This window comes from Sphingomonas sp. SAFR-052 (assembly GCF_051965015.1).
Classification (GTDB): domain Bacteria; phylum Pseudomonadota; class Alphaproteobacteria; order Sphingomonadales; family Sphingomonadaceae; genus Sphingomonas.
In genome coordinates this window covers 160185-184733 of record NZ_JBQCMO010000007.1, presented here as the reverse complement: position 1 = coordinate 184733, position 24549 = coordinate 160185, and the positions used below count along the sequence as shown (strand labels likewise).

General features: G+C 66.5%; 22 protein-coding genes. 5 read left to right on the top strand and 17 right to left on the bottom strand.

Annotated features, from left to right (window positions below; genetic code table 11):
- Positions 1–173: 173 nt before the first annotated feature.
- Both ACTHQV_RS13825 and ACTHQV_RS13820 read right to left on the bottom strand, forming a co-directional pair.
- Complete coding sequence (locus tag ACTHQV_RS13825) at positions 174–1346, bottom strand: acetyl-CoA C-acetyltransferase (RefSeq protein ID WP_440491045.1); 1173 nt, start codon at positions 1344–1346, stop codon at positions 174–176.
- Positions 1347–1360: 14 nt separating this feature from the next.
- Positions 1361–2365, bottom strand: a complete 1005-nt coding sequence (locus tag ACTHQV_RS13820; protein ID WP_440491043.1) for an alpha/beta fold hydrolase — start codon at positions 2363–2365, stop codon at positions 1361–1363.
- Positions 2366–2456: 91 nt separating this feature from the next.
- Between ACTHQV_RS13820 and phaR the strand changes: the two genes are divergently transcribed.
- A complete protein-coding gene (gene phaR, locus ACTHQV_RS13815) occupies positions 2457–3026 on the top strand; it encodes a polyhydroxyalkanoate synthesis repressor PhaR (protein WP_440491041.1) in 570 nt (189 codons plus the stop codon).
- Between the two features lie 305 nt (positions 3027–3331).
- On the opposite strand, the gene ACTHQV_RS13810 is transcribed toward phaR, so the two are convergent.
- Positions 3332–4132, bottom strand: coding sequence for a class I SAM-dependent methyltransferase (locus ACTHQV_RS13810; RefSeq protein WP_440491039.1), 801 nt, complete (start codon positions 4130–4132; stop codon positions 3332–3334).
- Between the two features lie 40 nt (positions 4133–4172).
- Here ACTHQV_RS13810 and ACTHQV_RS13805 point away from each other — a divergent pair, with 40 nt between their 5' ends.
- Positions 4173–4355, top strand: a complete 183-nt coding sequence (locus ACTHQV_RS13805) for a hypothetical protein (protein WP_440491037.1) — start codon at positions 4173–4175, stop codon at positions 4353–4355.
- A gap of 31 nt (positions 4356–4386) precedes the next feature.
- Here ACTHQV_RS13805 and ACTHQV_RS13800 read toward each other — a convergent pair whose 3' ends face one another.
- The 9 genes from ACTHQV_RS13800 to mdh all read right to left on the bottom strand — a co-directional run bounded on the left by ACTHQV_RS13800 (position 4387) and on the right by mdh (position 15946).
- Complete coding sequence (locus ACTHQV_RS13800; protein ID WP_440491035.1) at positions 4387–5556, bottom strand: aspartyl protease family protein; 1170 nt, start codon at positions 5554–5556, stop codon at positions 4387–4389.
- Between the two features lie 32 nt (positions 5557–5588).
- On the bottom strand, positions 5589–7109 hold the full coding sequence (locus ACTHQV_RS13795) for a CpaF family protein (protein WP_440491126.1): 1521 nt from the start codon (positions 7107–7109) through the stop codon (positions 5589–5591).
- Between the two features lie 298 nt (positions 7110–7407).
- Positions 7408–8808: a dihydrolipoyl dehydrogenase gene (gene lpdA / locus ACTHQV_RS13790; protein ID WP_440491033.1), complete on the bottom strand. Its 1401-nt coding sequence runs from the start codon at positions 8806–8808 to the stop codon at positions 7408–7410.
- Positions 8809–8823: 15 nt separating this feature from the next.
- The gene (locus ACTHQV_RS13785; RefSeq protein ID WP_440491032.1) at positions 8824–9315 is read right to left on the bottom strand and encodes a DUF1877 family protein; all 492 of its coding nucleotides are present in this window, start codon (positions 9313–9315) and stop codon (positions 8824–8826) included.
- A 23-nt stretch (positions 9316–9338) separates the two neighbouring features.
- Positions 9339–10589 (bottom strand): 2-oxoglutarate dehydrogenase complex dihydrolipoyllysine-residue succinyltransferase, encoded by a 1251-nt coding sequence (gene odhB / locus ACTHQV_RS13780; RefSeq protein WP_440491030.1) that lies wholly within the window; start codon positions 10587–10589, stop codon positions 9339–9341.
- A 42-nt stretch (positions 10590–10631) separates the two neighbouring features.
- Positions 10632–13595 carry a 2-oxoglutarate dehydrogenase E1 component gene (locus ACTHQV_RS13775; protein WP_440491028.1) on the bottom strand — a complete coding sequence of 988 codons (2964 nt, stop codon included), beginning with the start codon at positions 13593–13595 and terminating at the stop codon, positions 10632–10634.
- A gap of 76 nt (positions 13596–13671) precedes the next feature.
- Complete coding sequence (gene sucD, locus ACTHQV_RS13770; protein ID WP_440491026.1) at positions 13672–14556, bottom strand: succinate--CoA ligase subunit alpha; 885 nt, start codon at positions 14554–14556, stop codon at positions 13672–13674.
- Positions 14557–14594: 38 nt separating this feature from the next.
- Positions 14595–14882 (bottom strand): GIY-YIG nuclease family protein, encoded by a 288-nt coding sequence (locus tag ACTHQV_RS13765; RefSeq protein ID WP_440491024.1) that lies wholly within the window; start codon positions 14880–14882, stop codon positions 14595–14597.
- A 101-nt stretch (positions 14883–14983) separates the two neighbouring features.
- On the bottom strand, positions 14984–15946 hold the full coding sequence (gene mdh, locus ACTHQV_RS13760; RefSeq protein ID WP_440491022.1) for a malate dehydrogenase: 963 nt from the start codon (positions 15944–15946) through the stop codon (positions 14984–14986).
- A 302-nt stretch (positions 15947–16248) separates the two neighbouring features.
- Between mdh and ACTHQV_RS13755 the strand changes: the two genes are divergently transcribed.
- Together ACTHQV_RS13755 and ACTHQV_RS13750 are read left to right on the top strand one after the other, a co-directional pair.
- Entirely contained in the window at positions 16249–16530 is a 282-nt protein-coding gene (locus ACTHQV_RS13755) for an ETC complex I subunit (protein WP_056001213.1), read from the top strand.
- A complete protein-coding gene (locus tag ACTHQV_RS13750; RefSeq protein WP_440491021.1) occupies positions 16530–16937 on the top strand; it encodes a DUF2147 domain-containing protein in 408 nt (135 codons plus the stop codon). The genes ACTHQV_RS13755 and ACTHQV_RS13750 overlap by 1 nt, the downstream gene beginning before the upstream one ends.
- Before the next feature lie 179 nt (positions 16938–17116).
- Here ACTHQV_RS13750 and groL read toward each other — a convergent pair whose 3' ends face one another.
- From groL to ACTHQV_RS13735, 3 genes are all read right to left on the bottom strand, one after another.
- Positions 17117–18760 (bottom strand): chaperonin GroEL, encoded by a 1644-nt coding sequence (groL, locus tag ACTHQV_RS13745; protein WP_242120857.1) that lies wholly within the window; start codon positions 18758–18760, stop codon positions 17117–17119.
- 79 nt (positions 18761–18839) lie between these two features.
- Positions 18840–19127, bottom strand: coding sequence for a co-chaperone GroES (gene groES / locus ACTHQV_RS13740; protein ID WP_066692772.1), 288 nt, complete (start codon positions 19125–19127; stop codon positions 18840–18842).
- 133 nt (positions 19128–19260) lie between these two features.
- A complete protein-coding gene (locus ACTHQV_RS13735; RefSeq protein ID WP_440491019.1) occupies positions 19261–20652 on the bottom strand; it encodes an MATE family efflux transporter in 1392 nt (463 codons plus the stop codon).
- Positions 20653–21018: 366 nt separating this feature from the next.
- On the opposite strand from ACTHQV_RS13735, the gene ACTHQV_RS13730 reads away from it, so the two are divergent.
- Positions 21019–21600 (top strand): TetR/AcrR family transcriptional regulator, encoded by a 582-nt coding sequence (locus ACTHQV_RS13730; protein ID WP_440491017.1) that lies wholly within the window; start codon positions 21019–21021, stop codon positions 21598–21600.
- Here ACTHQV_RS13730 and ACTHQV_RS13725 read toward each other — a convergent pair.
- Both ACTHQV_RS13725 and ACTHQV_RS13720 read right to left on the bottom strand, forming a co-directional pair.
- Positions 21542–22996: an efflux transporter outer membrane subunit gene (locus tag ACTHQV_RS13725; protein WP_440491015.1), complete on the bottom strand. Its 1455-nt coding sequence runs from the start codon at positions 22994–22996 to the stop codon at positions 21542–21544. The two genes, ACTHQV_RS13730 and ACTHQV_RS13725, sit on opposite strands and share 59 nt — an antisense overlap.
- Entirely contained in the window at positions 22996–24549 is a 1554-nt protein-coding gene (locus tag ACTHQV_RS13720; protein WP_440491014.1) for an MDR family MFS transporter, read from the bottom strand. The genes ACTHQV_RS13725 and ACTHQV_RS13720 overlap by 1 nt, the downstream gene beginning before the upstream one ends.

Below are 24549 nucleotides of genomic sequence, written 5' to 3'. Positions count from 1 at the left end.
AATAATTGCGGCCCTGGCAAGCCGTACACGGCCTTCCGTACGACGAGGCAACAAATTGTTACAGAAATGTGGTCAACACACCAAAGCGCCGTGCAGCGCTCGCAACATCGATAAAAAATATATCTCGCGATTATAATAATGCTGCACGGCAACGCTTTGTTACAAGGGTAGAATCACCGTTCGACGCACATCGCGATACCCATGCCGCCACCGATGCACAGAGTCGCCAGTCCCTTCTTCGCGTCACGGCGCTTCATTTCGTACAGCAGCGTGGTCAGCACGCGCGCGCCCGATGCGCCGATCGGGTGGCCGATGGCGATCGCGCCGCCGTTCACGTTCACCTTGTCGGCGCTCCAGCCCATGTCCTTGCCGACCGCCAGCGCCTGTGCGGCAAAGGCTTCGTTGGCTTCGACCAGATCGAGGTCGTCGACGCTCCAGCCCGCCTTTTCCAGCGCGCGGCGCGAGGCGGGGACGGGGCCGATGCCCATGATCGACGGATCGACGCCGGCGGTCGCCCAGCTCTTGATCGTGGCAAGCGGTTCGAGGCCGCGCTTGGCCGCTTCATCGGCCGACATCACGACCAGCGCGGCGGCGCCGTCGTTCAGGCCTGATGCGTTAGCGGCGGTCACCGACCCGTCCTTCTTGAACGCCGGGCGCAGGCCCGACACGCCGTCTATCGTGGCGCCGGCGCGGATATATTCGTCCTGGTCGACGACGGTGTCGCCCTTGCGGCCCTTGATCGTGACCGGCGCAATCTCCTCGGCGAAGCGGCCCTCGCCGCGCGCGGCTTCGGCGCGGTTCTGCGAGCGGACGGCGAACTCGTCCTGCTCGCCGCGGGTCACCTGATACTGTTCGGCGAGATTTTCGGCGGTGATGCCCATGTGATAGCCGTTGAAGACGTCGGTCAGGCCGTCCTTGATCATGGTGTCGACCATCGGCGCGTCGCCCATCTTGGTACCGGCGCGCATCTGCACCGCATGCGCCGACAGCGACATGCTTTCCTGTCCGCCCGCGACCACGATCGTCGCGTCGCCGGTCTGGATCGCCTGTGCAGCCAGCGCCACCGCGCGCAGGCCCGATCCGCAGACCTGGTTGATGCCCCATGCCGGCACTTCCTTCGGCACGCCCGCCGCCATCGATGCCTGGCGCGCCGGGTTCTGCCCCTGTCCGGCGGTCAGCACCTGGCCGAGGATCACCTCCGACACGTCCGCCGGCGCGACACCGGCCTGGTCGAGCGCGGCGGCGATCGCCTGCCGTCCCAGCTCGTGCGCGGGCACCGCGGCAAAGGCACCGAGGAAGCTCCCGACCGGGGTACGCTTGGCAGCAACGATGACGACGTCGGACATGGGCAATCCTTCTCCTACAGGTTCACGCGCTCTTTACTGCCGGGAACGGCGCATAGCCAGCGTGCAAGCGGTTCCCACAGGACGCTTCGACCCCGCCCGCCGACGATCATGCCGACATGGCCGGCGGGCACGATCCGCCGGTCGGGCAGGCCGATCGCGCTGTCAGCGGGAACGATGCGGTCGCTCTCCGCCACGAACTCGACCATCGGCACGGCGTGGGTGGCCGATGCGATGCCGCCCGCGACCCGCCAGCGCCCGCTGCCCGGCAGGTCGGCGTCGAACAGGTCGTCGAACAATTCGCGCCCCGCCGCATAGGGGAGCGGCGCGCCGGCATTGGCCCAATCCTCCAGCGCAAGGAACGCCTGCGCCTTGGCCGATGCCGGATCGAGATCGGCGAAGGCGACATATTTGTCGACGGTGCGCGCGGGATCGAGTTGCCAGAACATTGCCTGGAGGAACTCCATCGGCACGAGGCCCATCTGCTCGGCGGTGGGTTGCGCCACGGTCCACTGGTCGGCGATGGCGGCGCGGGTCGCATCGCCGAAGCCGGCGAAATGCCACGGCGTCGCGATCAGCGCGATGCCGGCGACCTGCACGAACCCCGCGGTCGCCAGCGCGATCGTCCCGCCAAGGCAATAGCCGACCAGCAGCGGCGGCTCCCCGAGCGTCGCGCACAACCGCGCGGCTGCCTGCGCATGGTCGCCAAGATCCATCGCCCGGTCGGCGGGCGTGGGCGTCCCCCAATCGACCAGCAGCACCCGCAGCCCCTGTCCGGCCAACCAGTGCAGCAGCGAATTGTCGGGCGACAGGTCGAGGACGAAGGGCGGGTTGATCAGCGAGGGGATCACCACCACCGGCCGTCCGGTCCCGCCATAATCGCGCAACATTATGCGCCCGTCGTGCGCGACCGGTTCGGGCATCGGTGTGCGGGGCAGGCGCGGCGCGTCCTGATAGGTGCGCAGTCCGGCCAGCGCACGGGTCCGCCGGGCGGGGTCGCCGGCGGTTTCGCTGCGCAACATCGAGAGAAACAACGGTAATGGCCGTGGCCCGTGTTGCGGCGCGGTATCAACCGGTGTAGCCATGGCAATATCTTTCGCGCAAGGATTTCGCATGAAGAAGGCAGCGGCCGACGGCAGCCCCGTCATCATCAAGAAATACGCCAATCGTCGGCTGTATAATACCGAGACGTCGTCCTACATCACGCTCGAGCATCTGGCGGCGATGACGCGCGAGCATCGCGATTTCAAGGTCGTCGATGCCAAGACCGATGACGACATCACCCACAACGTGCTAACGCAGATCATTATGGAGGAAGAGAGCCGGGGACAGACGCTGTTGCCGGTCAGCTTCCTGCGCCAGCTCATCACGCTGTACGGCGATTCGATGCAGGCGATGGTGCCGGGCTATCTCGAGGCGTCGATGGACAGCTTCCGCCGCAACCAGGAACAGTTCAAGACCGCGGTCGAAGGTGCCTTCGCCCATTCGCCCTTCGCCGAGATCGCCAAGCGCAACCTGGCGATGTTCGAAGCGGCAGCACACGCGTTCCAGCCAGGTGCCGCGGGCACGCCGACCCCGACGCCCGCACCCGCGACCGAAGCGCCCGCCGCAAAGGTCGACGAAATGGCGGCGCTGCGGGCCGAACTGGCGCGGTTGCAGGACAAGGTCGACAAGCTGGGTTGAGCGGGGCGGGGGCGGGCTCCGTCCAGCGCGCCTCCATTTGCACCGTTCGGTTCGAGCACCTTGAAGCTTGTCGAGAAGCGTCCGTCGAAAACGCGTGGCCGGGCAAGCCATGCGAGATACGCGCTTCCGGCGTTGCGAACCGGCCACATGAAGAGAACGAGGCGGCCCCCCGTCCGTTCGTCCTGAGTAGCCGTTGAGCGAAGTCGAAACGGCGTATCGAGGGACCCCCGCGCGGGTGCTTCGATACGGGCTTTCGACAAGCTCAATCCCTACTCAGCACGAACGAGGGATACTTCATTTCCCCCTCACTTCGGCTTAACGAAGCGCAGCGTCATCCGGTCGCTCTCGCCGATCGCGGCATATTTGGCGCGGTCGACATCCTTCAGCCGATAGGTCGGCGGCAGCGTCCACACGCCCTGCGGCCAGTCGGCGGTGTCCTTCGGGTTGGCATTGACGTTCGACTTGCCCGCCAGCTTGAACCCCGCCTTCGTCGCAAAGGCGATGACCGAACTTTCCTTCATATAACCCGACTTTTCTTCCGCCGCCGCGTCGCGGCTCTCCGGCAAGCGGTGTTCGACCACGCCCAGTACGCCGCCGGGTTTCAGCATGCGGAACATCGCGTTGAACGCCGCCTGTGCCTGATCGGCGCCGCCGAAGCGCCAGTTATGGACGTTGCGGAAGGTCAGCACCTTGTCGGCGACGCCGTCGGGCACGCCCGCCTGTCCGCCAGCGGCGGGGAAGGCGACCGCCTGCACCTTGCCGAACCCGGTTGCGTCGCGTGCCTGCAGCTTCGTCACCATCTCGGCAGTGCGCGGCAGCGGACCGGCCGCGACATACCGTCCCTTGTCGCGCAGCATCGGCGCGAGGATCTCGGTGTACCAGCCATTGCCCGGCCAGATCTCGACTACCGTATCGGTCGGCTTCACCCCGAAAAAGGCGAGCGTCTCGACGGGATGGCGATAGCGGTCGCGCGGCGTATTGGCCGGATCGCGGACCGGCGATGCGACCGCGGCGGCGATCGGCCCGCGCGGCGCCTGTGCCGGGGCGGGGGTCAAAGCGAGGAGCGCGACACTCAGCGCTGGCAGCAACACGGCGGTTCGACGCATGGCGATTCTCCGGTAAGGGCACAGGGTGGACGACGGTACGATGATCTTATGGACGATTGCGGCGGGCGCGGCGATGCTCTTCGCAGCATCGGTACTGGCCGAACGCCGGCGCAGCCACAGGCGCGACCCCGACCGGGTCGGGTGGGTGCCGTGGACGCTGCTGCAACTGCTGGCGGTGCTGCTGATGGTGTTCAGCGTCGCCATGGCGCTGGCGCGCAAATAGCGGGCAGCGTCGCCCGCGGCCCTTGCGTCGTTCAGTAGAAGCGCGCCAGCGTCAGCGTCCGGGTCGCGCCGTCGCACAGCGTCAGCCGCACGACCCGCCCCGGCGCATCGGTGCCCCAGCGGACGTCGACGCCGCCATCGGGGGTCAGCGCCACCGCCTGTCCGTCGACCTGACAGATTAGTTCGTCGGCCTTCCACCCCGCCTTCGCCGCCGGGCTGCCGGCCATGACGTGCAGCACCCGCAACCGCGCCCGGTCATAGCCCAGCAGCAGCCCGCTGGTCGATTTGAGCGGGGCGGGCGGGGCGTAGGGATTGGGCGAGAGCAGCATCTGCCCGGCCCCCGGATCGAGCAGCACGCGGTAGCGCAGCAACAGGGCGGTGCCGACCCGCCCGACGACGCGGACCTGCTTCGCGAACCCGCCATCCGCCTCGATCCGCAGCTCGATCGGTCCGGTCTTCAGGTCGCCCAGCGACACGGCGTCGGTGACGGTCAGCCCGGCATCGACGATGCCGCCCGCGCCATATGCGATGGTCGAGGTGACGCGCGCGCCTTTGATCGCCGCCGCCTGCCACTGGGTGCGCGCGATGCTGAGCGCACCGCCGTCGCCGGTATCGACCAGCAGCGGGCGGATGCGCGTCTTCCCCAACATCGCCTGCGTCAGATACAAGCCGCTGCCCGATTGCAGCGACATCGGCACGCGCGTGCCGGTGAACGGCATCCGCCCGCTCGGCAACAGCCGGAACCGGCGACCGGCGAAATCGATGTCGAGCGCGTGCGGCGCGATCAGGTCGGTCCCGACCAGCACATCGGCATCGCCCGACGCGCTGGCGAGCAGTTTGGGCAGGTCGATCACCGCGACCCGCCCGCCGCTGCGACTGAGCGCGCCGAACGCGACCGCCCGGGTCGCCGCCCAATCGACGCGGATCGACCCGCCCAGCGCCACCCCCGACGCGGCGCCCTTCGGATCGATGGGCAGCTTCGCCCGGCGGGCAAAGTCGCGGCTGACCGCCGAATGGTTGAGACCGGTGTCGAGCAGCGCCTGTGCCGGAACGCCGTCGATGGTCATCGCGAAGCGGAGATGGTTGGCGGCGGTCAGGGTGAAGGGCACCCAGCGCGCCTCGGCATCGGCGGACAGCGTGCCCTGCGCACGGGCGATGGCGGGCGCGCAGAGCAGCAGCGCGAGGATTAGGCGGAGCAACACCGCCCGCATGTAGGGCGCGTGTTTCCCAAGCGCTACAGGCACGCCTCCAGCAGCGCTTGGTCGAAGCCATATTGCCGTGCCTTGTCGAGCGTATAGGGGCGCATTCCCATCGATCGATATTCGCCGATGATCTTGCCGTCGGCGCTTTCGTCCAGATATTCGAACTTGAACAGTTCCTGGGTGACGATCACCGGACCTTCCATGCCGATGACTTCGGTGATGTTGGTCACGCGGCGCGAGCCGTCGCGCAGGCGCTTGACCTGTACGATCAGGTCGACCGAGTCGGCGATCTGGCGGCTGATCGCTTCCTTGGGCACCTTGATGTCCGACATCATCACCATGTTCTCCATACGCGCGAGGCATTCGCGCGGGGAGTTGGCGTGGAGCGTCGCCATCGAACCGTCATGGCCGGTGTTCATCGCGGCGAGCAGGTCGAAACACTCGCTGCCACGAATTTCGCCGAGGATGATCCGGTCCGGCCGCATACGCAGCGCGTTCTTGACCAGATCGCGGATGGTGACTTCGCCTTGCCCCTCCAAGTTCGGCGGACGCGTTTCGAGCGGCAGCCAGTGCGGCTGTTGCAGCCGGAGTTCGGCGGCGTCCTCGATCGTCAGCACGCGCTCGCCAGGGTCGATCATCTTCGACAGGGCGTTGAGCATCGTCGTCTTGCCCGAACCCGTGCCGCCCGAAATCACGATGTTGAAGCGGCTGGCGCCCGCGACCTTCAGCGCGGTGGCCATTTCCTTGCTCATCGAACCGAAGCCCGCCATCATGTCGATGGTGATCGGTTTCGCCGAAAATTTGCGGATCGAGATCGCGGTGCCCTTCAGGCTCAGCGGCGGTACGATCACGTTGACGCGGCTGCCGTCCTTCAACCGGGCGTCGGCGAGTGGCGTCGTCTGATCGACGCGGCGTCCGACCGAGTTGCAGATGCGCTGCGCGATCTGGAACAGATGCTCCTCGTCGCGAAACGCGATATTGGCCAGCTCCAGCTTGCCCTTGCGCTCGACGAAGGTCTGTTCGGGACCGTTGACCATGATGTCGCTGACCGCCGGATCGGCCAGCAATTCCTCGAGCGGCCCCAGGCCCAGCAGCTCGTCGACCAGCACCTTTTCCAGCGCGAACTGTTCGCGCCGGTTCAGCGTCAGCTTCAATTCGGCGAGCACCTCGCCCACGATCGGCCGGAATTCCTCGGCCAGTTCGTCCTTGCTGAGCGTCGCGGCGGCCTCGGGATCGACGCGTTCGAGCAGGCGCGGCAACACCTGTTCCTTGATGCGGTGGATCGAGGATTCGAACCCCTCGACCCGGCTGTTGCCGGCATCGCCCGACAGCGCCTGCCGATCGGCCAGCCGCTGCATCGCGTCGCCCACCCCCTGCGGCAGGCTGCCCGCCTGTTCGCCGGGCATCGGCGCGAAATCGTCGCCCGACAGCGGTATCTGGGTCAGCGGCGGGAATTGCGAGGCGAGGTCGAGATCGGCGGCGCGCGCCGGACCCGATCCCTGCATCGGCCGCGCCACCCCGAAGGACGGCCTGCCGCCGCCCGCTCCGCCCATGCCGCTCCGCCGCCCGAATGCGTTCACGCTCGCCACCCTTCTGATTCGTGACGAGCAGGCTAAGGGGGAAGCTTTTACAATTGCCTAAGCATGTCTGGGCGGGAGTTCTCCCCTCCCTGGAAGGGAGGGGGCGGGGGTGGGTAGGTTTGCGAGGGAAAGTGTGCGCCCCACAATCGGCCAACCCACCCCCAACCCCTCCCTTCCAGGGAGGGGAGCAGGTGGGCAGGCTATGCCCGACAACGAAAAGGGCGGAGCATGCCGCCATGCCCCGCCCCCAATGTCGCGTTCGCGGACCCGATCAGATGTGGATCGGCTTGCCCTGCACCGCCATCGCCGCTTCCTTCAGCGCCTCGGCATGGGTCGGGTGTGCGTGGCAGGTGTAGGCGATGTCCTCGCTGGTCGCGCCGAATTCCATCGCCTGTGCCGCCTGCGCGATCATCGTGCCGGCAAGGCTGGAGACGATCCACACGCCGACGACACGGTCGGTCTTGGCATCGGCGATGACCTTCACGAAGCCGTCGGTGTCGCGGTTGGTCTTGGCACGGCTGTTCGCGGCGAACGGGAACTTGCCGACCTTGACCTCGCCCTTTTCCTTGGCGGCTTCCTCGGTCAGGCCGACGCCGGCAATTTCGGGCATGGTGTAGACGACGCTCGGGATCACGTCGTGGTTCACGATGCCGGTCTGGCCGGCGATGAACTCGGCAACCGCGACGCCTTCATCCTCGGCCTTGTGCGCCAGCATCGGACCATGGACCACGTCGCCGATCGCCCAGATGCCGTCGACCTTGGTGCGGAATTCGTCGTCGATATCGACCTGCCCGCGCTGGTTGACCGCGAGCCCGGCCTTGTCGAGCGCGAGGTGTTCGGTGTTCGCACGGCGGCCGATCGACACCAGTACCGCATCGGCGGTCAGCGTCGTCGCCTCACCACCGGCTGCGGGTTCGAGCGTCAGCGTGGCGGTGCCGCCATCGACCGATGCCGCGGTGACCTTGGTCGAGGTCTTGAGGTCCATGCCCTGCTTCTTGAACAGCTTGGCCGATTCCTTGCGGACCTCGCCGTCGAAGCCGGGCAGGATCTGGTCAGCATATTCGACCACGGTGACCTTGGCGCCCAGACGGCGCCACACGCTGCCGAGTTCGAGGCCGATCACGCCGCCGCCGATCACCACCAGATGCTCGGGCACCTTGGGCAGGGCGAGGGCGCCGGTCGAATCGACGATCACCGCCGCATCATTGTCTACGGTCACGCCCGGCAGCGGGGTGACCGACGAACCGGTGGCGATGACGATGTCGCGCGCGGTGACGGTGCGATCGCCGACCTTGACGCTATGGTCGTTTTCGAACGAGGCATAGCCCTTCAGCCATTCGACTTTGTTCTTCTTGAACAGATATTCGATGCCACCGGTCAGCTCGCCGACCGCCTTCTTCTTTTCGGCGTGCATCTGGTCGAGATTGAGGCGGGCGCCGTCCAGCTCGATGCCGAACTTGGCGAGCGCGCCGTGCGCGGCTTCTTCATAGATTTCTGACGCATGCAGCAGCGCCTTGGACGGGATGCACCCGACGTTGAGGCAGGTGCCGCCCAGCGTCTCGCGACCCTCGGCGCAGGCGGTCTTGAGCCCGAGCTGTGCCGCGCGGATCGCCGCGACATAGCCGCCGGGGCCGGCACCGATCACGAGGACGTCGAAGTCATATTCAGCCATAGTCTCTATCCCGTCCTAGTCGTTGTGGGCGATCACGCGGATCGCGCCGTCGCCGGTACGGCGGCACTGTGCCGCAAATTGGCGCAGGGCGGGAATGCCCTGCATCACATAATCGAGTGCATCGGCGCTGCCGAAGCTGTCCGCCAGATAGACATCGGCCTTTGCCATCGCCCGCGGGTCGAAGCGGCGAGCAAGCGCCGCGTCGTCGAGTTTGTCGAGCGCGTCGGCGAATGCATGCATCAGCGGCGGCGCGATCAGGCCGATCCCGCCCTCGCCATTCTCGTCGGCACCCAATTCGGGCAGCGCGGCGATGATGATGCCGAGCGTGTGGCCGATATCGTCAGCCGACCCGGTCAGCAGGTAATGGACCGCATGCCACGCTTCGCCGAGGTCGAGGAAATCGAGATTCTCGACGCCTTCCTCGAACAGGAAATCCTCGAACACCGATGGGTCGGCGACCAGCCGGTCGATGTCGGCATCGCCGGCCCGACGCAGATAGATCACCATGCCCATCGGTTTCGCGTTCGCCCTTAAAGGTCGATCAGCAGGCGGGTCGGATCCTCGATCGCGTTCTTCAGTGCGACGAGGAAGGTCACCGCTTCGCGACCATCGATCAGGCGATGGTCATAGCTGAGCGCGAGGTACATCATCGGACGCACCACGACCTGTCCGTTACGGACGACCGGGCGTTCCTCGATGCGGTGCAGGCCCAGCACCGCCGACTGCGGCGGGTTGATGATCGGGGTCGACATCAGCGATCCGAACACGCCGCCGTTCGAGATGGTGAAGGTACCGCCCTTCATCTCGTCCATCTTCAGCGTGCCGTCCTTGGCGCGCTTGCCGAAATCGCCGATCGTCTTCTCGACGCCCGCGACCGACAGCTTGTCGGCGTCGCGGATCACCGGGACGACCAGACCCTGCGGCGCGCTGACCGCGACCGAGATGTCGGCATAGTCGTGATAGACGATCTCATCGCCCTGGATTTGCGCGTTGACCGCCGGAATGTCCTTCAGCGCCATCGTCGCGGCCTTCACGAAGAAGCCCATGAAGCCGAGGCGGACGCCATGCTTCTTCTCGAACAGGTCCTTGTACTTGGCGCGCGCCTCGATCACCGCCGTCATGTCGACGTCGTTGAAGGTGGTGAGCAGCGCGGCATTGTCCTGCGCTTCCTTCAGGCGGCGGGCGATCGTCTGGCGCAGGCGCGTCATCTTGACGCGTTCCTCGCCACGCGCCGGGGCGGCGCTGGCGGCCGGCGCGGGAGCGGCGGGGGCGGCAGCCGGCGCGGCGGCGGCCGACTTGTCACCGGCGGCGGCGACCACGTCTTCCTTGGTGATGCGACCGTCGCGACCGGTGCCCTTGACCTTGGCCGGGTCGACACCGTGTTCGAGGATCGCGCGACGCACCGACGGCGACAGCGCGGCGGCGTCGACATTGCTGTCGCCGCCCGGCGCCTGCTGTGCGGCGGCCGGTGCAGGGGCGGCGGCTGCTGCCGGCGCGGCGTCGGCCTTGGGCGCTTCCGCCTTCGGCGCTGCGGCGGCGCCGTCGCCCGATTCGATCGTCGCGATCATCGCGCCGACCGATACGGTGTCGCCGGGCTGCACGGCGTGCTGCCCCATGACGCCCGCCACGGGTGCCGGCACCTCGACCGACACCTTGTCGGTTTCAAGCGAAGCGATCGGTTCGTCGGCGGCGACCGCCTCACCGGGCTTCTTCAACCATTCGCCCAGCGTCGCTTCGGTGATCGATTCGCCCAGCGTGGGGACCAGAACTTCGGTTGCCATCGGATCTTCCTCATCTCCCCCGTGTCGGGGGTAATAACACGGTTAGGATGCGGCCTTGCCGGTGGCGCGATCGCCCTCGGCCTGACGGGTGCGGCGGATTTCGTCGCGGACATTGTGGCCGAGCGCATCGGCGACCAGCGCGCCTTGTTCGGCCTGGTGGCGCTTCATCAGACCCGTAGCGGGCGATGCCGCCGCCGCGCGACCGGCATAACGGGCGCGTGCGACCGGTGCACCGGCCTCGGCCAGTGCTTCCTCGATCGCCGGTTCGACCAGGAACCACGAGCCGTTGTTCTTCGGTTCTTCCTGTGCCCAGACCACGTCGGTCAGGTTGGGCAGGCGCTTCAGCCGCTCGACCAGCGCGTCCGACGGGAATGGATAAATCTGTTCCACACGGACGATCTGGGTCTGCGTATCGCCTGCCGCGTCGCGCGCTTCGATCAGGTCGAACGCGACCTTGCCCGAACACAGTACCAGCCGGGTCGTGTTCGCATCGGCCGGCGCCGACGGATCGGACAGCAGCCGCTTGAAGTGGGTACCCGGCAGGAAGTCCTCGGTCTTCGACACCGCCAGCTTGTGCCGCAGCAGCGACTTGGGCGTCATGATGACCAGGGGTTTACGGAAATTGCGATGCATCTGCCGGCGCAGCAGGTGGAACAGGTTCGCCGGCGAAGTCACGTTGGCGACTTGCATATTGTCGCCTGCGCACAGCTGCAGGAAGCGTTCGAGACGCGCCGAGCTATGCTCCGGTCCCTGACCTTCGTAGCCGTGCGGCAGCATCATCACGAGGCCGTTGGCGCGCAGCCACTTGGCTTCACCCGCGGCGATGAACTGATCGATCATGATCTGCGCACCGTTGGCGAAATCGCCGAACTGCGCTTCCCAAATGACCAGTGCCTTCGGATCGGCGAGCGCATAGCCATATTCGAAGCCGAGCACGCCATATTCCGACAGCGGGCTGTCGAGCACTTCGAAGCTGCCATGCTCAATATTGTTGAGCGGCACGTATTTGTGCTCGTCGGTTTGGTCGACCCACACCGCGTGGCGCTGCGAGAAGGTGCCGCGACCCGAATCCTGACCCGACAGGCGGACGCCGAAGCCTTCCGACAGCAGCGAGCCGAAGGCCAGCGCCTCGGCGGTCGCCCAGTCGAAGCCCTCGCCACCCGCGAACATGGCGCGCTTGGCATCGAGGACGCGCGAGAGCGTCTTGTGGATCTGGATGCTGTCGGGGACCGTGGTCAGCGTGCGGCCGAGCGAGTCGAACAGCTTCTGTTCGATGCCGGTATCGACCGAACGGCGCGAGCCCTCCGCATCCATCGGCGCGTGCAGCCCCGACCAGCGACCGGCAAACCAGTCGGCGCGGTTGGGCTTGTAGCTCTTGGCGTTCTCGAATTCGCCTTCGAGCAGCTGGGTGAATTCGGCGGTCTTGGCGCTGACGAAGTCGCCATCGATCACGCCTTCGTCGGCAAGGCGCTTGCCATAGATTTCGCTGACGCCGGGATGGCCCTTGATCTTGGCGTACATCAGCGGCTGGGTGAAGGACGGTTCGTCGCCTTCGTTATGACCGAAGCGGCGATAGCACCACATGTCGATGACGATGTCGCGCTTGAACTGCTGCCGGAATTCAATCGCCATCTTGGTGGCGAAGGTCACCGCCTCGGGATCGTCGCCGTTGACGTGGAAGATCGGTGCCTGCACGCCCTTCGCCACGTCCGACGGATAGGGCGAGCTACGCGCGAATTGCGGGCTGGTGGTGAAGCCGACCTGGTTGTTGATGATGAAGTGGACGCAGCCGCCGGTATTGTAGCCGCGGATGCCCGAGAAGCCGAGGCATTCCCACACGATTCCCTGGCCCGCGAACGCCGCGTCGCCATGGATCAGGACCGGGAGCACCTGTTCGTGCTTTTCAAGGTCGCCGCGGAAGGTCTGCTGTGCGCGCACCTTGCCGAGCACCACCGGGTTGACCGCTTCGAGATGGCTGGGGTTCGCGACCAGCGACATATGCACCGACACGTCGTCGAAGCTGCGGTCGGTCGAGGTGCCGAGGTGGTATTTCACGTCGCCCGACCCGCCGATATCGTCGGGGTTGGCGCTGCCGCCGGCGAATTCGTGGAACAGGACGCGGAACGGCTTGGCCATGACGTTGGTCAGCACGTTCAAGCGACCGCGATGCGCCATGCCGTAGACGATCTCGCGCACGCCGAGCTGGCCGCCGTACTTGATGACCGCTTCAAGCGCGGGGATCATCGATTCACCGCCGTCGAGGCCGAAGCGCTTCGTGCCGACATATTTGCGGCCGAGGAACTTCTCCCACTGTTCCGCCTCGATGACCTTGGCGAGAATCGCCCGCTTGCCCTCGGGGCTGAACTGGATCGCCTTGTCGCGGCCTTCCATCCGGTCCTGCAGGAACTTGCGCTCCTCCACGTCCGCGATGTGCATATATTCGAGGCCGACATTGCCGCAGTAATTGGCGCGCAGGATATCGACGATCTCGCGCACGGTCGCCCATTCAAGGCCAAGCGTACCGCCGAGATACACCGGCGTGTCGATCTCGGCGTCCGAGAAGCCGTGATATTCAGTGCGCAGGTCCTCGGGCAGTTCGCGGCGCGCGAGGCCCAGCGGATCGAGATTGGCGGCGAGGTGGCCGCGCACGCGGTAGGTGCGGATCAGCAGCTGCGCGCGGATCGCGTCACCCGCCGCCTTCGCCACATCGACCTTGGGCGCTGCGGGTGCAGCGGCGGCCGGAGCGGGCTTGCCGCCCTTGGCGGGCTTGGGCGCCGGCTCCATCTGCGTCGGGTCGAGCGCGGCGGTCAGCGCGTCGGTGTCGGTCAGCGGCCAGCGCTTGTTCGCCCAGCTGGGATGCTGGGTCGCACCCTCCAACCCGTCGAACCACTGACGCCAGCCGGCATCGACCGACGAGGGATCCTCGCGGTAGCGACCATAGAGCGTTTCCACGAATGCCGGGCTGACGCCGGCGGCGATGTCGAAATCCTGGCCTTCGTAGCCCATGGTCACATCCTGTCCGCTTGTGCCCGGTTCAACCGGGCGGTGCCCCGTGCGCTTGGTCGCACGGGGCAGGTCACCTTCAACCGTTCAGCACTTCGAGCAGCGTCGAACCCAGTTCGCTGGGCGATGCCGCAACCTTGATGCCGGCGGCTTCCATCGCCGCGATCTTGCTTTCCGCATCGCCCTTGCCGCCCGACACGATCGCGCCGGCATGGCCCATGCGACGGCCCGGGGGGGCGGTGCGGCCCGCGATGAAACCGGCCATCGGCTTCTTGCGGCCACGCTTAGCCTCGTCGATTAGGAACTGCGCGGCCTGTTCCTCCGCATCGCCGCCGATCTCGCCGATCATGATGATCGACTGGGTTTCGTCGTCGGCCAGGAACAGTTCGAGCACGTCGATGAAGTTCGTGCCGTTGACCGGGTCACCGCCGATGCCGACGGCGGTCGTCTGGCCCAGGCCGGCGTTCGAGGTCTGGAACACCGCTTCATAGGTCAGCGTGCCCGAGCGCGAGACGACGCCGACCGAGCCCTTCTTGAAGATCGAACCCGGCATGATGCCGATCTTGCACTCGCCCGGCGTCAGCACGCCGGGGCAGTTCGGGCCGATCAGTCGCGACTTCGAACCCGACAGCGCGCGCTTCACTTTGACCATGTCGAGGACCGGAATGCCTTCGGTGATCGCGACGATCAGCGGGATCTCGGCATCGATCGCCTCGAGGATCGAGTCGGCGGCGAAGGGCGGCGGCACGTAGATGACCGAGGCGTCGGCGCCGGTCTTCGACTTGGCTTCGGCGACGGTGTTGAACACCGGGAGACCCAGATGCTCGGTGCCGCCCTTGCCCGGCGTCACGCCGCCGACCATCTGCGTGCCATATTCCAGCGCCGCCTTGGTATGGAAGCTGCCGGTTTCGCCGGTCATCCCCTGGGTGATGACCTTGGTGTTCTTGTTGACGAGGATGCTCATCTTCGTTTCCCTTGCGTGCTCCGTCGCCGGAGCGAAAATCAGGTCAGCTGTCCGAACAGATCGTGCCAGCCGGGGTTGTTCTCTTCGATCAGCCGCAACTTCCAGTCACGGTTCCATTTCTTGATCCGCCGCTCGCGAAGTCGCGCTTCCTGCAGATCGTCATGGCATTCGTACCAGACCAGAAGTGTGCAGTCGTGTTCGCTTGTAAATCCCTCAATCGTCCCGTTGCGATGCTGATGAATGCGCTGGATCAGATTGCTGGTCGAACCGGTATAGATCGTTCCGTTCCGGCGGCTGGCGACGATGTAGACAAAGCCGGCCTTCACCCTGCCACACTTTCGTATCCCCGCGGAGGCGGGGATCCAGAGCCAGAAGCGTCACGCTCCGTTACCCTGGACCCCCGCCTGCGCGGGGGTACATGTTCGTGTCAGACCAGCGACTCGTCGATCCCCTTGCAGGCGACCAGCAGTTCCTTGACCGCGTCGACCGAGACCTGAAGGTTCGCCTTGGCTTCGTCGCCCAGCTTCACTTCGACGATCTTCTCGACGCCGCCGGCACCGATCACGACGGGCACGCCGACATACAGATCGTCGACGCCATATTCGCCCGACAGATAGGCGGCGCAGGGCAGGACGCGCTTCTGGTCATAGAGATAGGCTTCGGCCATCGCGATGCCGCTGGTCGCGGGCGCGTAGAAGGCCGAACCGGTCTTGAGCAGGCCGACGATCTCGCCGCCGCCGCCACGGGTCCGCTTGACGATCGCGTCGACGCGCTCCTTGGTCGACATGCCCATGTCGATCAGGTCGGTGACCGGGATGCCCGAGACGGTCGAATATTCCAGGACCGGGACCATCGTGTCGCCGTGGCCGCCCAGCACGAAGCTGTTGACGTCCTTGACCGAGACCTTGAACTCGTCCGCGAGAAAGTGGCTGAAACGCGCCGAGTCCAGCACGCCGGCCATGCCGACGACCTTGTTATGCGGCAGGCCCGAGAATTCGCGCAGCGCCCACACCATCGCGTCGAGCGGGTTGGTGATGCAGATGACGAACGCGTCGGGGGCGTTGTTCTTGATGCCCTCGCCGACGGCCTTCATCACCTTCAGGTTGATGCCGAGCAGGTCGTCGCGGCTCATGCCCGGCTTGCGGGCGACGCCGGCGGTGACGATGATGACGTCCGCGCCCGCGATATCGGCATAGTCGTTGGTGCCGGTGATCGTGGCGTCGAACCCTTCGACCGGGCCGCACTGCGACAGGTCGAGCGCCTTGCCCTGTGGCACGCCGTCGACGACGTCGAACAGAACGATGTCACCCAGCCCCTTCAGGGCAGCGAGGTGGGCGAGCGTGCCGCCGATGTTGCCAGCGCCGATCAGCGCGATCTTCTTGCGAGCCAAGACGTCTCTCTCCGTAGCAAGTCGGGCGCGGTCCTGCCGCGACGCGGGCGCTGTACGGCGTTTTCGATCGGGAAACAACCCTAAAGCGTGGTTTAATGATAATGGATCGCAAGTGCAATATGGCGCGCGGATTGCGGAAATCTGTGGTTTTGGACCCGGCGTTGCTAAAACTTCGCGACCATCTCGGTCGATCAAGGTCACAAAGCGCGATTCGGTGCGTTCGAACGTGCGACTCTGCTGGCAAGCGCCGCGGGCTTTGCTATGCAGGCGGGAAAGTCCGATCGCTATTCAAGGTTTCATCCATGCCCAACGCCCGTATCTATCAATACCCGAAGAACGCGATGCAGTCGGGGCGTGCCAAGACGCAGATCTGGATGCTGGAATTCGAACCGGCCGAACCGAAACAGGCCGATCCGCTGACTGGTTGGGCAGGATCGGGCGATACGCGCGAGCAAGTGAAGCTGCGCTTTCCCTCGCTCGACGCGGCGACCGATTACGCAAAGCGCGAGGGGATCGACTTCCACGTCGTGCCCGCGCCCGAGCGCAAGCTGAAGCTGCAAGCATATGCCGACAATTTCAAATGATGCGGTCGTCATTCCTGGTCGGCGCGTTGCTGCTGGCCGCGCCAGCGTTCGCTGCGACGCCGATCGCCGGCCGCTATGTGACCGAGGACGGGTCGGGTGTGATCGAGATCGGCCGCTGCGGCGCGACCGTCTGCGGCAAGCTGGTCCGCATCCTCAAGTCCGAGCCGAACGCACCCAAGACCGACGTCAATAACAGCGACGCGGCACTGCGATCGCGGCCGATCCTGGGCATGCCGATCCTGAGCGGCTTCACCGATGCCGGTAAGGATTGGCGCGGGCGCATCTATGATCCGCGCAACGGCAAGACGTATAAGTCGATCGTGTCGAAGAATGGCGACGGCACGCTGAAGGTGCAGGGGTGTATCGCGTTTCTGTGCCAGACGCAGACGTGGAAGCCGGTAGGGTAGGGGTTCGGTTACAGCGTGGCCAACATGAAAAGGCCGGGAAGGGGTGTCCCTTCCCGGCCTTTTTCTTGCGTCTGGATCTGGCGACGGCGAAGCCGCCGCCCGTCGGTCGGGTGCAGGCACCCGCCGGCCGGATCGACGTGCGTCCTGCGCGAGCCAGTGCTCGCGCAGGCCACGTTCGATCAGAAGTCCATGCCGCCCATGCCGCCCATGCCGCCGCCGGCGGGCATGGCCGGGGCCTTGTCCTCGGGCAGTTCCGAAACGGTCGCTTCGGTGGTGATGAGCAGGCCGGCGACCGAGGCCGCGTTCTGCAGCGCGGTGCGGACGACCTTGGTCGGGTCGATCACGCCGGCGGCGACGAGGTTCTCATACTGGTCGGTCGAGGCGTTGAAGCCGAACGACGTGTCGCTCTGGTCGAGCAGCTTGCCCGAGACGACCGCACCATCATGGCCGGCATTCTGCGCAATCTGACGCACCAGCGCGGTCAGCGACTTGCGGACGATGTCGACGCCGCGGGTCTGGTCGTCGTTCACGCCGGTCACGCCTTCGAGCGCCTTGGTCGCGTACAGCAGCGCGGTGCCGCCGCCCGGGACGATGCCTTCTTCGACGGCTGCGCGGGTCGCGTGCAGCGCGTCGTCGACGCGGTCCTTGCGCTCCTTCACCTCGACCTCGGTCGCACCGCCGACCTTGATGACCGCGACGCCACCGGCGAGCTTCGCCAGACGCTCCTGCAGCTTCTCACGGTCATAGTCCGACGAGGTGACTTCGATCTGCTGACGGATCGCGTCGGTGCGGCCCTTGATCGCATCGGCTTCACCCGCACCGTCGACGATGGTGGTGTTGTCCTTGTCGATCGTGACGCGCTTGGCGGTGCCGAGCATGCCGAGGGTGACGGTCTCGAGCTTGATGCCCAGGTCCTCGCTGATGACTTCGCCCTTGGTCAGGATCGCGATGTCTTCCAGCATCGCCTTGCGACGATCGCCGAAGCCCGGCGCCTTGACCGCTGCGACCTTCAGGCCGCCGCGCAGCTTGTTGACGACGAGGGTCGCCAGCGCTTCGCCTTCGATGTCCTCGGCGATGATCAGCAGCGGACGGCCCGACTGCACCACCGCTTCGAGGATCGGCAGCATCGCCTGCAGCGACGACAGCTTCTTCTCGTGGATCAGGATGTACGGGTCGTTGAGTTCGACCTGCATCTTTTCCGGGTTGGTGATGAAGTAGGGCGACAGATAGCCGCGGTCGAACTGCATGCCTTCGACGACGTCGAGTTCGAATTCGAGACCCTTGGCCTCCTCGACGGTGATGACACCTTCCTTGCCGACCTTTTCCATGGCTTCGGCGATCTTTTCGCCGACTTCACGGTCGCCGTTCGCCGAGATGATGCCGACCTGCGCGACTTCCGACGAACCCGAGACGGGCTTCGAACGGCTCTTCACGTCCTCGACCACCTTGGTCACGGCGATGTCGATGCCGCGCTTCAGGTCCATCGGGTTCATGCCGGCGGCGACCGACTTCATGCCTTCGCGCACGATCGCCTGCGCCAGCACGGTGGCGGTGGTGGTGCCGTCGCCTGCGATGTCGTTGGTCTTCGAGGCCACTTCGCGCACCATCTGCGCGCCCATGTTCTCGAACTTGTCCTTCAGTTCGATTTCCTTGGCGACCGACACACCGTCCTTGGTGATGCGGGGCGCGCCGAACGACTTGTCGATGACGACGTTGCGGCCCTTCGGCCCGAGCGTCACCTTCACCGCGTCGGCGAGGATGTCGACGCCGCGCAGGATGCGTTCGCGGGCGTCACGACCGAATTTTACGTCCTTGGCTGCCATGGTGGCTACCCTTTCCAGATGTCAAAGTTCACTAAGTTCACACTCGCGACGCAAGTGTGACGGGATCAGAACCGGTCGCTCAGCCAACGATGCCGAGAATGTCCGATTCCTTCATGATGAGCAGGTCTTCGCCGTTGACCTTGACCTCGGTGCCCGACCACTTGCCGAACAGGATGCGGTCGCCGGCCTTGACGTCGAGGGGAGCGACTTCGCCCTTGTCGTTCTTGGCACCGGCGCCGGCGGCGACGACTTCGCCTTCCTGCGGCTTTTCCTTGGCGGTGTCGGGGATGATGATCCCGCCGAGCGTCTTTTCCTCAGCCTCGACGCGGCGGACGAGCACGCGGTCGTGCAGCGGACGGAAGTTCATGCGCGGTTCCCTTTAGTATGTTGAACGGTCTTGGCACTCGCCGACCGGGAGTGCCAGCGCGCCGGATATGTGAAGCCGTTCATCCACCGTCAAGCGGGGCGGGAACAATTTTGATGGTGATACGTGGCCCCGATCAGACGGGCCGAACGAGGCCGAGCCGATCGCGCCGCCGCCACCGGTCGACCAGCAGCAGCGCGACGGCGAGCAACCCTAGCGCCAAGCCGATCCATACCCCGACCCCGGCCAGGTCGGTCCAGAAGCCGAGCGCGACCGAGGCGGTGAAGCCGATCCCCCAATAGCCGACAAAGGCGATCACCATCGGCACCCGCGTATCCTGGACGCCACGCAGGACGCCCGCTGCAACCGCCTGTGCGCCATCGGCCAGCTGGAAGATGGCGGCGATGGCAAGATATTGCAGCGCCAGCGCGACCATCGACGCATTGGCAGGCGCACTGGCGTCGATATAGACCGACAGGAAGGCGCGCGGTGCGATCCACAGCAGCAGCGCAGTGAACCCCATGAAGCCGGTGCCGACCGCCAGCGCCGCCCAGCCGGCCCGCCCGATCCACATCCGGTCGCGCGCGCCATAGGCGAGCCCCACACGGATCGTCGCCGCCTGCGCGATGCCGAACGGCACCTGGAACAGGAAGGCGGCGATCTGGAGCGCGATGGCGTGGGCCGCGACCTCGGTCACGCCGATCCGGCCCATCAGGAAACCGGCGGCGGAGAACAGCGCGCCCTCGAACGTCATAGTGGCCGCGATCGGCACGCCAAGGACGACGATCTGGCGCAGGCGCGCCCATTCGCCGCGCCACCAGTTGCCGAACAGACGGAAGCGCCGCAGCCGGCGATCGGCAACGAGGACGATCGCATAGGCAAGCATCATCGCGATCGCGGTGGAGAGGCTGGCGATCGCCGACCCTTCCAGCCCCAGCGCGGGTAAGCCGAGATTGCCGAACACCAGCAGCCAGTTGGCGAGGATCGAGACGACAAGGCCGAGCGCGGTGATCGCCATCGCCCAGCCCGCGCGTCCCAGTGCCGACGCGGTGATCCGCATCACATTGCCCGCCAGCGCCGGGATCATCGCCCAGAGCAGGATGTCGAGGAATGCATCGGCCCGCACCGCGACGCGCGGGTCCTGTCCAGCGAGCAGCAACAGGCTTTCACCATGCGCAAGGAGTGCCATGAACGGCAGGCTGCCCAGCACCGCGATCCATGCGCCCATCCGGAACGAGCGCCGCACTTCGCGCACCGCATGGCGGCTACGGCCGAGTTCGGCGGCGATGATCGGCGCGGCGGCCCCGACCAGCCCCGACATGGCGAACAGAATGACGCTGTAGATATAGACGCCGAGGGTGGCGGCGGCGAGCTCGACCTCGCCGAGCCGCGCGACGAACACGACGTCGACGGCATACACCGCCATCTGCAACAGGTTCGCGCCGACGAGCGGTGCCGCCAGCCGCAGCGTCGCAGCCAGTTCGGCGCGGGCGCTGGCAGGTGCGGAGGGGGCGGCGGCGTTGGTCATGGGCGCGCGTGTAACGGCTTCGGCGGGGGGAGGCCAGTTGAGGGGATTGGGTTAGCGCGCTCGTCATTCCTGCAAAGGCATGACCTCCGCAAACGTCCACCACACCGCGTCCCCGCGAAGGCGGGGACCCAGGGCCAAACTCGCCAACCTTTGTTCTGCTCGGCTCTGGACCCCCGCCTTCGCGGGGGTACGGTTGGGTTTCAGGAAGGCGGAAGACTTTTGCGGAGGTCTCGCGAGGGTGAGAGCCCTGACACGCTGATATCTTGGAAGGCTTCGCACCAGTAGCGTTTATGGACTCCCGCCTTCGCCGGAGCGACGAACGGAAGGTCCGATGACGACGCCTGCAAATCCCGGTAGGACAAGGCGATGAACGACAATGCCGGGCCACGGCCGAACCGCGCGCCGCGGCGCGATGCCGCGCTTCGGCGCGATGCGCTGATCGATGCGGCGGCGGCCTGTTTCGCCGAACAGGGTTACGGCGTGCCGCTGGAAACCGTGGCCGCAACGGCCGGGGTCGGGCGGGCGACGCTGTATCGCAATTTCGACGATCGCGAGGCGCTGGCGCTGGCGATCTTCTCGCGTGAGGTCGACCGGCTGGCGGCGATACTCGACCCCGATGCGCCGATCGCGCAGACGATCGCGACGATGGTCCGGACCGGGGCGGGGGCATTTTCGCTGTTCGCGCGGATTTCGGCCGAGCTGCATCTGGACGATGCCAACCGCGCCGCATTTCAGGCGCTGGGCGTCCGGATGGAAGCGATTTTGGCACCGGCGCTCGACGCGGCGCAACGGCGGGGCGAGGTGCGGGCCGACGCAACGTCGCGCGATCTGGTGATCGCGCTGCGCATGGCCGGCAGTCTCGTGCTGCCGGTGATGAACGATGACGAGGTCAGCGTGCAGATTGAGACGGGTCTGCGGCTGTTGTTCGCGGGCTTGCGGCCGCGCTGACCGCGTCGGTCCAGCCGAGGCCCAGCGCCTTGTTCACCGCGATATAGCTTTGCGTCAGCCCGGCGCGCGCCTGGGCGACGGCGCTGGCGGCCGAGACCTGCTGGCGTTCGACGTCGAGCTGGTCGATCAGCGTTGCGGTGCCGGCGGCGACCCGCTGGCGATTGAGCGCGGCGGCGCGGGCGGCGGTCGCCTCTACCTGGACCAGCTGGCCCAGTTGCCGGCGGCGGTTGCCGAACCGCGACAGCGCCGTTTCGGCATCCTGCAACGCGTCGAGCACGGTGCGGCGATAGGTCGCCTCCGCCTGATCGCGTTGCGCCTCCGACACGCGGGTCGCGGCCTTTGCACGGCCGAAATCGAGGAACGACCAGTTGAGCGACGGCACGGCGAGCGCCGCGAGATTGCCGAGGTCGAATATCTTTTCGGGCGAGCTGCCGCCGAGGCCTAGCAGCCCGAGGAAGCGGATGCCGGGCAGTTCGCGCGCCTTGGCCGTACCGATCGCGGCGGTGCCGGCGGCGAGCTGGCGTTCGGCGGCGCGGATGTCGGGGCGGCGGGCGATGAGCGCGGCGGGATCGCCGACCGCGACGCTTTGCGGCGGCAGGGGCACCGGGGCGGGCGGGGTCAGCGTCGCGTCGAGCGTGCCGGGGGTGCGGCCGGTCAGGACCGCCAGCTGGTTCAGATATTCGTCGCGTTGTGCGGCGAGCGGGATCGCCTCCGCCTGCGTATTCTCCAGCTGGGTCTGGAGCCGCTCGATCGCCAGTTTGGAGGCTGTGCCGGCGGCGAAGCGCTGACGGGTCAGGTCGAGCTGGCGCTGTTGCAGGCGGGCGTTGGTGTCGCTGAGCGCAATGCGCGCCTGGACGTCGCGCAGCGCGACATAGGCCTGCGCGACCGCGGCGGACAGCGATACCTGTGCATCGGCAAGGTCGGCGCGGCGAGCGCCGGCGGTGGCCTGCGCCTGTTCGACCGTGCGGCGGCCGCCGCCGAACAGATCGGCCTCCCACGACGCATTGAGGCCGAGATTGTAGAAGCTGGCGGTGGTGCTGCCCGATCCCGGTTCGAGCGGGGGGAGTTCGGCGAAGATGGCAGTGCCGTTGGCGCTGGCAGAGGGAAGCTGTCCGGCGCGTTGCTGGCCGAGGCGCGCCTCGGCTTCGCGTAGCCGGGCGGTGGCGAGGTCGATGGTCGGGCTATGGGTCAGCGCGTCGTCGACGAGGCGGGTGAGCAGTGGGTCGCTCAATCCTTCCCACCAGCGGGCGAGGCCGGGGGCGGGGGTGAGCGCCGCATCGGTCGCACGGACGAAGCGGGTCGCATCCGACGCGGTCGCGGGCGGGCCGGCATAGTTCGGGCCGACAGTGCAGGCACCGAGCAGCAACAGGGCGAGCAGGGGGGAAGATCGCGTCATCAATGCACCATTGCCGGTTCGGCGCCCGTGGGCAGCGGCCGCAGAAACAGGACCAAAGGCAGGACGGCGAAGGCGCCGACGCCCATGATCCAGAAGATGTCGTTATACGTCATGGTCAGCGCCTGCTGCGCGATCTGTTGCGACAGGAGGCGTAAACCGGCGCTCTGGTCGCCGACCGACTGGCCGAGACCGGTCACATAGGATTGGACCGACGGGCTGTTGGCGCTCAGCGTTTCCTCGATCCGGCGCGAATGGAAATACATGCGCTGGTCCTGCAGGATCGAGATGCCGGCGAGCGCGAAGCTGCCGCCGAGATTGCGCACCGCGTTGAACAGGCCCGATGCATCGCCGGCATCCTCGGGCGGGACCGAGCGGACGCAGGCCTGGCTGAGGAACAGCATCGCCAATATCTGGCCGACGCCGCGCAGCAGCTGCGACGCGGTGAAGTCGGGGCCCGACGACTGCGCGGTCAGATTCGCGTCGAGCAGCGCGGCGCTGCCCATGATGAGCAGCCCGGCCGATACGGCGATGCGGATGTCGACGCGTTTGAGCAGGATCGGAACCATCGTCATCAGGATCAGGCTGGGGATGCCCGACAGCAGCACGACCTTGCCCGCCTGCAACGCATTGTAATTGGCGAGCGCGGCGAGGAATTGCGGGATGGCGTAGCTGGTGCCGTAGAGGACGATGCCGAGGACGACGCCCATCAGCGCGACCGATCCAAATTGCCGGTCGAGCAGCAGTTTCAGCTTGATGATCGGGCGCGGCGACGTCGCCTGTCCATAGAAAAGCAGGCCGAAGCCGACGGCGCTGACGAACGCCATCCAGCGGATCAGTTCGGAATCGAACCATTGTTCGCGCTGCCCGTCCTCAAGCAACACGGTCAGGCCGCCGAGGCCGAGCGTGAGGCCGGCTATGCCGAACCAGTCGGCCTCGCGGAACAGTTCCAGCTTCGCCTTCTCATGCGGCAGACCGACCAGGAGCAGCGTGACGAGGATCGCGCAGATCGGGATGTTGAGGAAGAAGGCATAGTGCCAGCTGATATTCTCGGTCAGCCAGCCGCCGACCAGCGGCCCCAGCACCGGCCCCAGGATCGCGGTGACGCCGAACACGGCGATGCCGATCGGCTGCTGCGACCGCGGCAGGCGCTGGGCGATGATCGTCTGCGCGGTCGGGATCATCGCCCCGCCGGTGAACCCCTGTCCGACGCGGCCGATAATCATCATTGGCAGGGTGGTGGCGATGCCGCAGACGACCGAGAAGATCGTGAACAGCCCGGCGGCGATCAGCAGGAAGGTGCGCAGGCCCAGCATCCGCTGCAACCAGCCGGCCATCGGGATGATGACGATTTCGGCGACCAGATAGGCGGTGGCGATCCACGTCCCCTCGGTCCCGCTGGCGCCGATCTCGCCCTGGATAGTTGGCAGCGCCGAATTGACGATCGAGATATCGAGCGTCGCCATCAGCGCGCCGAGATTGCCGGCGATCACCGCCAGCCACGCGCCGAGATCGGCGCGCTGTGGCGGGGCGGCCGTCATCGCCGCGCTGGCCAT

Bases quoted from the DNA above. Each gene is read 5' to 3' on its own strand.
- ACTHQV_RS13825 (WP_440491045.1), bottom strand. From the start codon at position 1,346: ATGTCCGACGTCGTCATCGTTGCTGCCAAGCGTACCCCGGTCGGGAGC.
- ACTHQV_RS13820 (WP_440491043.1), bottom strand. From the start codon at position 2,365: ATGTTGCGCAGCGAAACCGCCGGCGACCCCGCCCGGCGGACCCGTGCG.
- phaR (WP_440491041.1), top strand. From the start codon at position 2,457: ATGAAGAAGGCAGCGGCCGACGGCAGCCCCGTCATCATCAAGAAATAC.
- ACTHQV_RS13810 (WP_440491039.1), bottom strand. From the start codon at position 4,132: ATGCGTCGAACCGCCGTGTTGCTGCCAGCGCTGAGTGTCGCGCTCCTC.
- ACTHQV_RS13805 (WP_440491037.1), top strand. From the start codon at position 4,173: ATGATCTTATGGACGATTGCGGCGGGCGCGGCGATGCTCTTCGCAGCA.
- ACTHQV_RS13795 (WP_440491126.1), bottom strand. From the start codon at position 7,109: ATGGGCGGAGCGGGCGGCGGCAGGCCGTCCTTCGGGGTGGCGCGGCCG.
- lpdA (WP_440491033.1), bottom strand. From the start codon at position 8,808: ATGGCTGAATATGACTTCGACGTCCTCGTGATCGGTGCCGGCCCCGGC.
- ACTHQV_RS13785 (WP_440491032.1), bottom strand. From the start codon at position 9,315: ATGGTGATCTATCTGCGTCGGGCCGGCGATGCCGACATCGACCGGCTG.
- odhB (WP_440491030.1), bottom strand. From the start codon at position 10,589: ATGGCAACCGAAGTTCTGGTCCCCACGCTGGGCGAATCGATCACCGAA.
- ACTHQV_RS13775 (WP_440491028.1), bottom strand. From the start codon at position 13,595: ATGGGCTACGAAGGCCAGGATTTCGACATCGCCGCCGGCGTCAGCCCG.
- sucD (WP_440491026.1), bottom strand. From the start codon at position 14,556: ATGAGCATCCTCGTCAACAAGAACACCAAGGTCATCACCCAGGGGATG.
- ACTHQV_RS13755 (WP_056001213.1), top strand. From the start codon at position 16,249: ATGCCCAACGCCCGTATCTATCAATACCCGAAGAACGCGATGCAGTCG.
- ACTHQV_RS13750 (WP_440491021.1), top strand. From the start codon at position 16,530: ATGCGGTCGTCATTCCTGGTCGGCGCGTTGCTGCTGGCCGCGCCAGCG.
- groL (WP_242120857.1), bottom strand. From the start codon at position 18,760: ATGGCAGCCAAGGACGTAAAATTCGGTCGTGACGCCCGCGAACGCATC.
- groES (WP_066692772.1), bottom strand. From the start codon at position 19,127: ATGAACTTCCGTCCGCTGCACGACCGCGTGCTCGTCCGCCGCGTCGAG.
- ACTHQV_RS13735 (WP_440491019.1), bottom strand. From the start codon at position 20,652: ATGACCAACGCCGCCGCCCCCTCCGCACCTGCCAGCGCCCGCGCCGAA.
- ACTHQV_RS13730 (WP_440491017.1), top strand. From the start codon at position 21,019: ATGAACGACAATGCCGGGCCACGGCCGAACCGCGCGCCGCGGCGCGAT.
- ACTHQV_RS13725 (WP_440491015.1), bottom strand. From the start codon at position 22,996: ATGACGCGATCTTCCCCCCTGCTCGCCCTGTTGCTGCTCGGTGCCTGC.
- ACTHQV_RS13720 (WP_440491014.1), bottom strand. From the start codon at position 24,549: ATGGCCAGCGCGGCGATGACGGCCGCCCCGCCACAGCGCGCCGATCTC.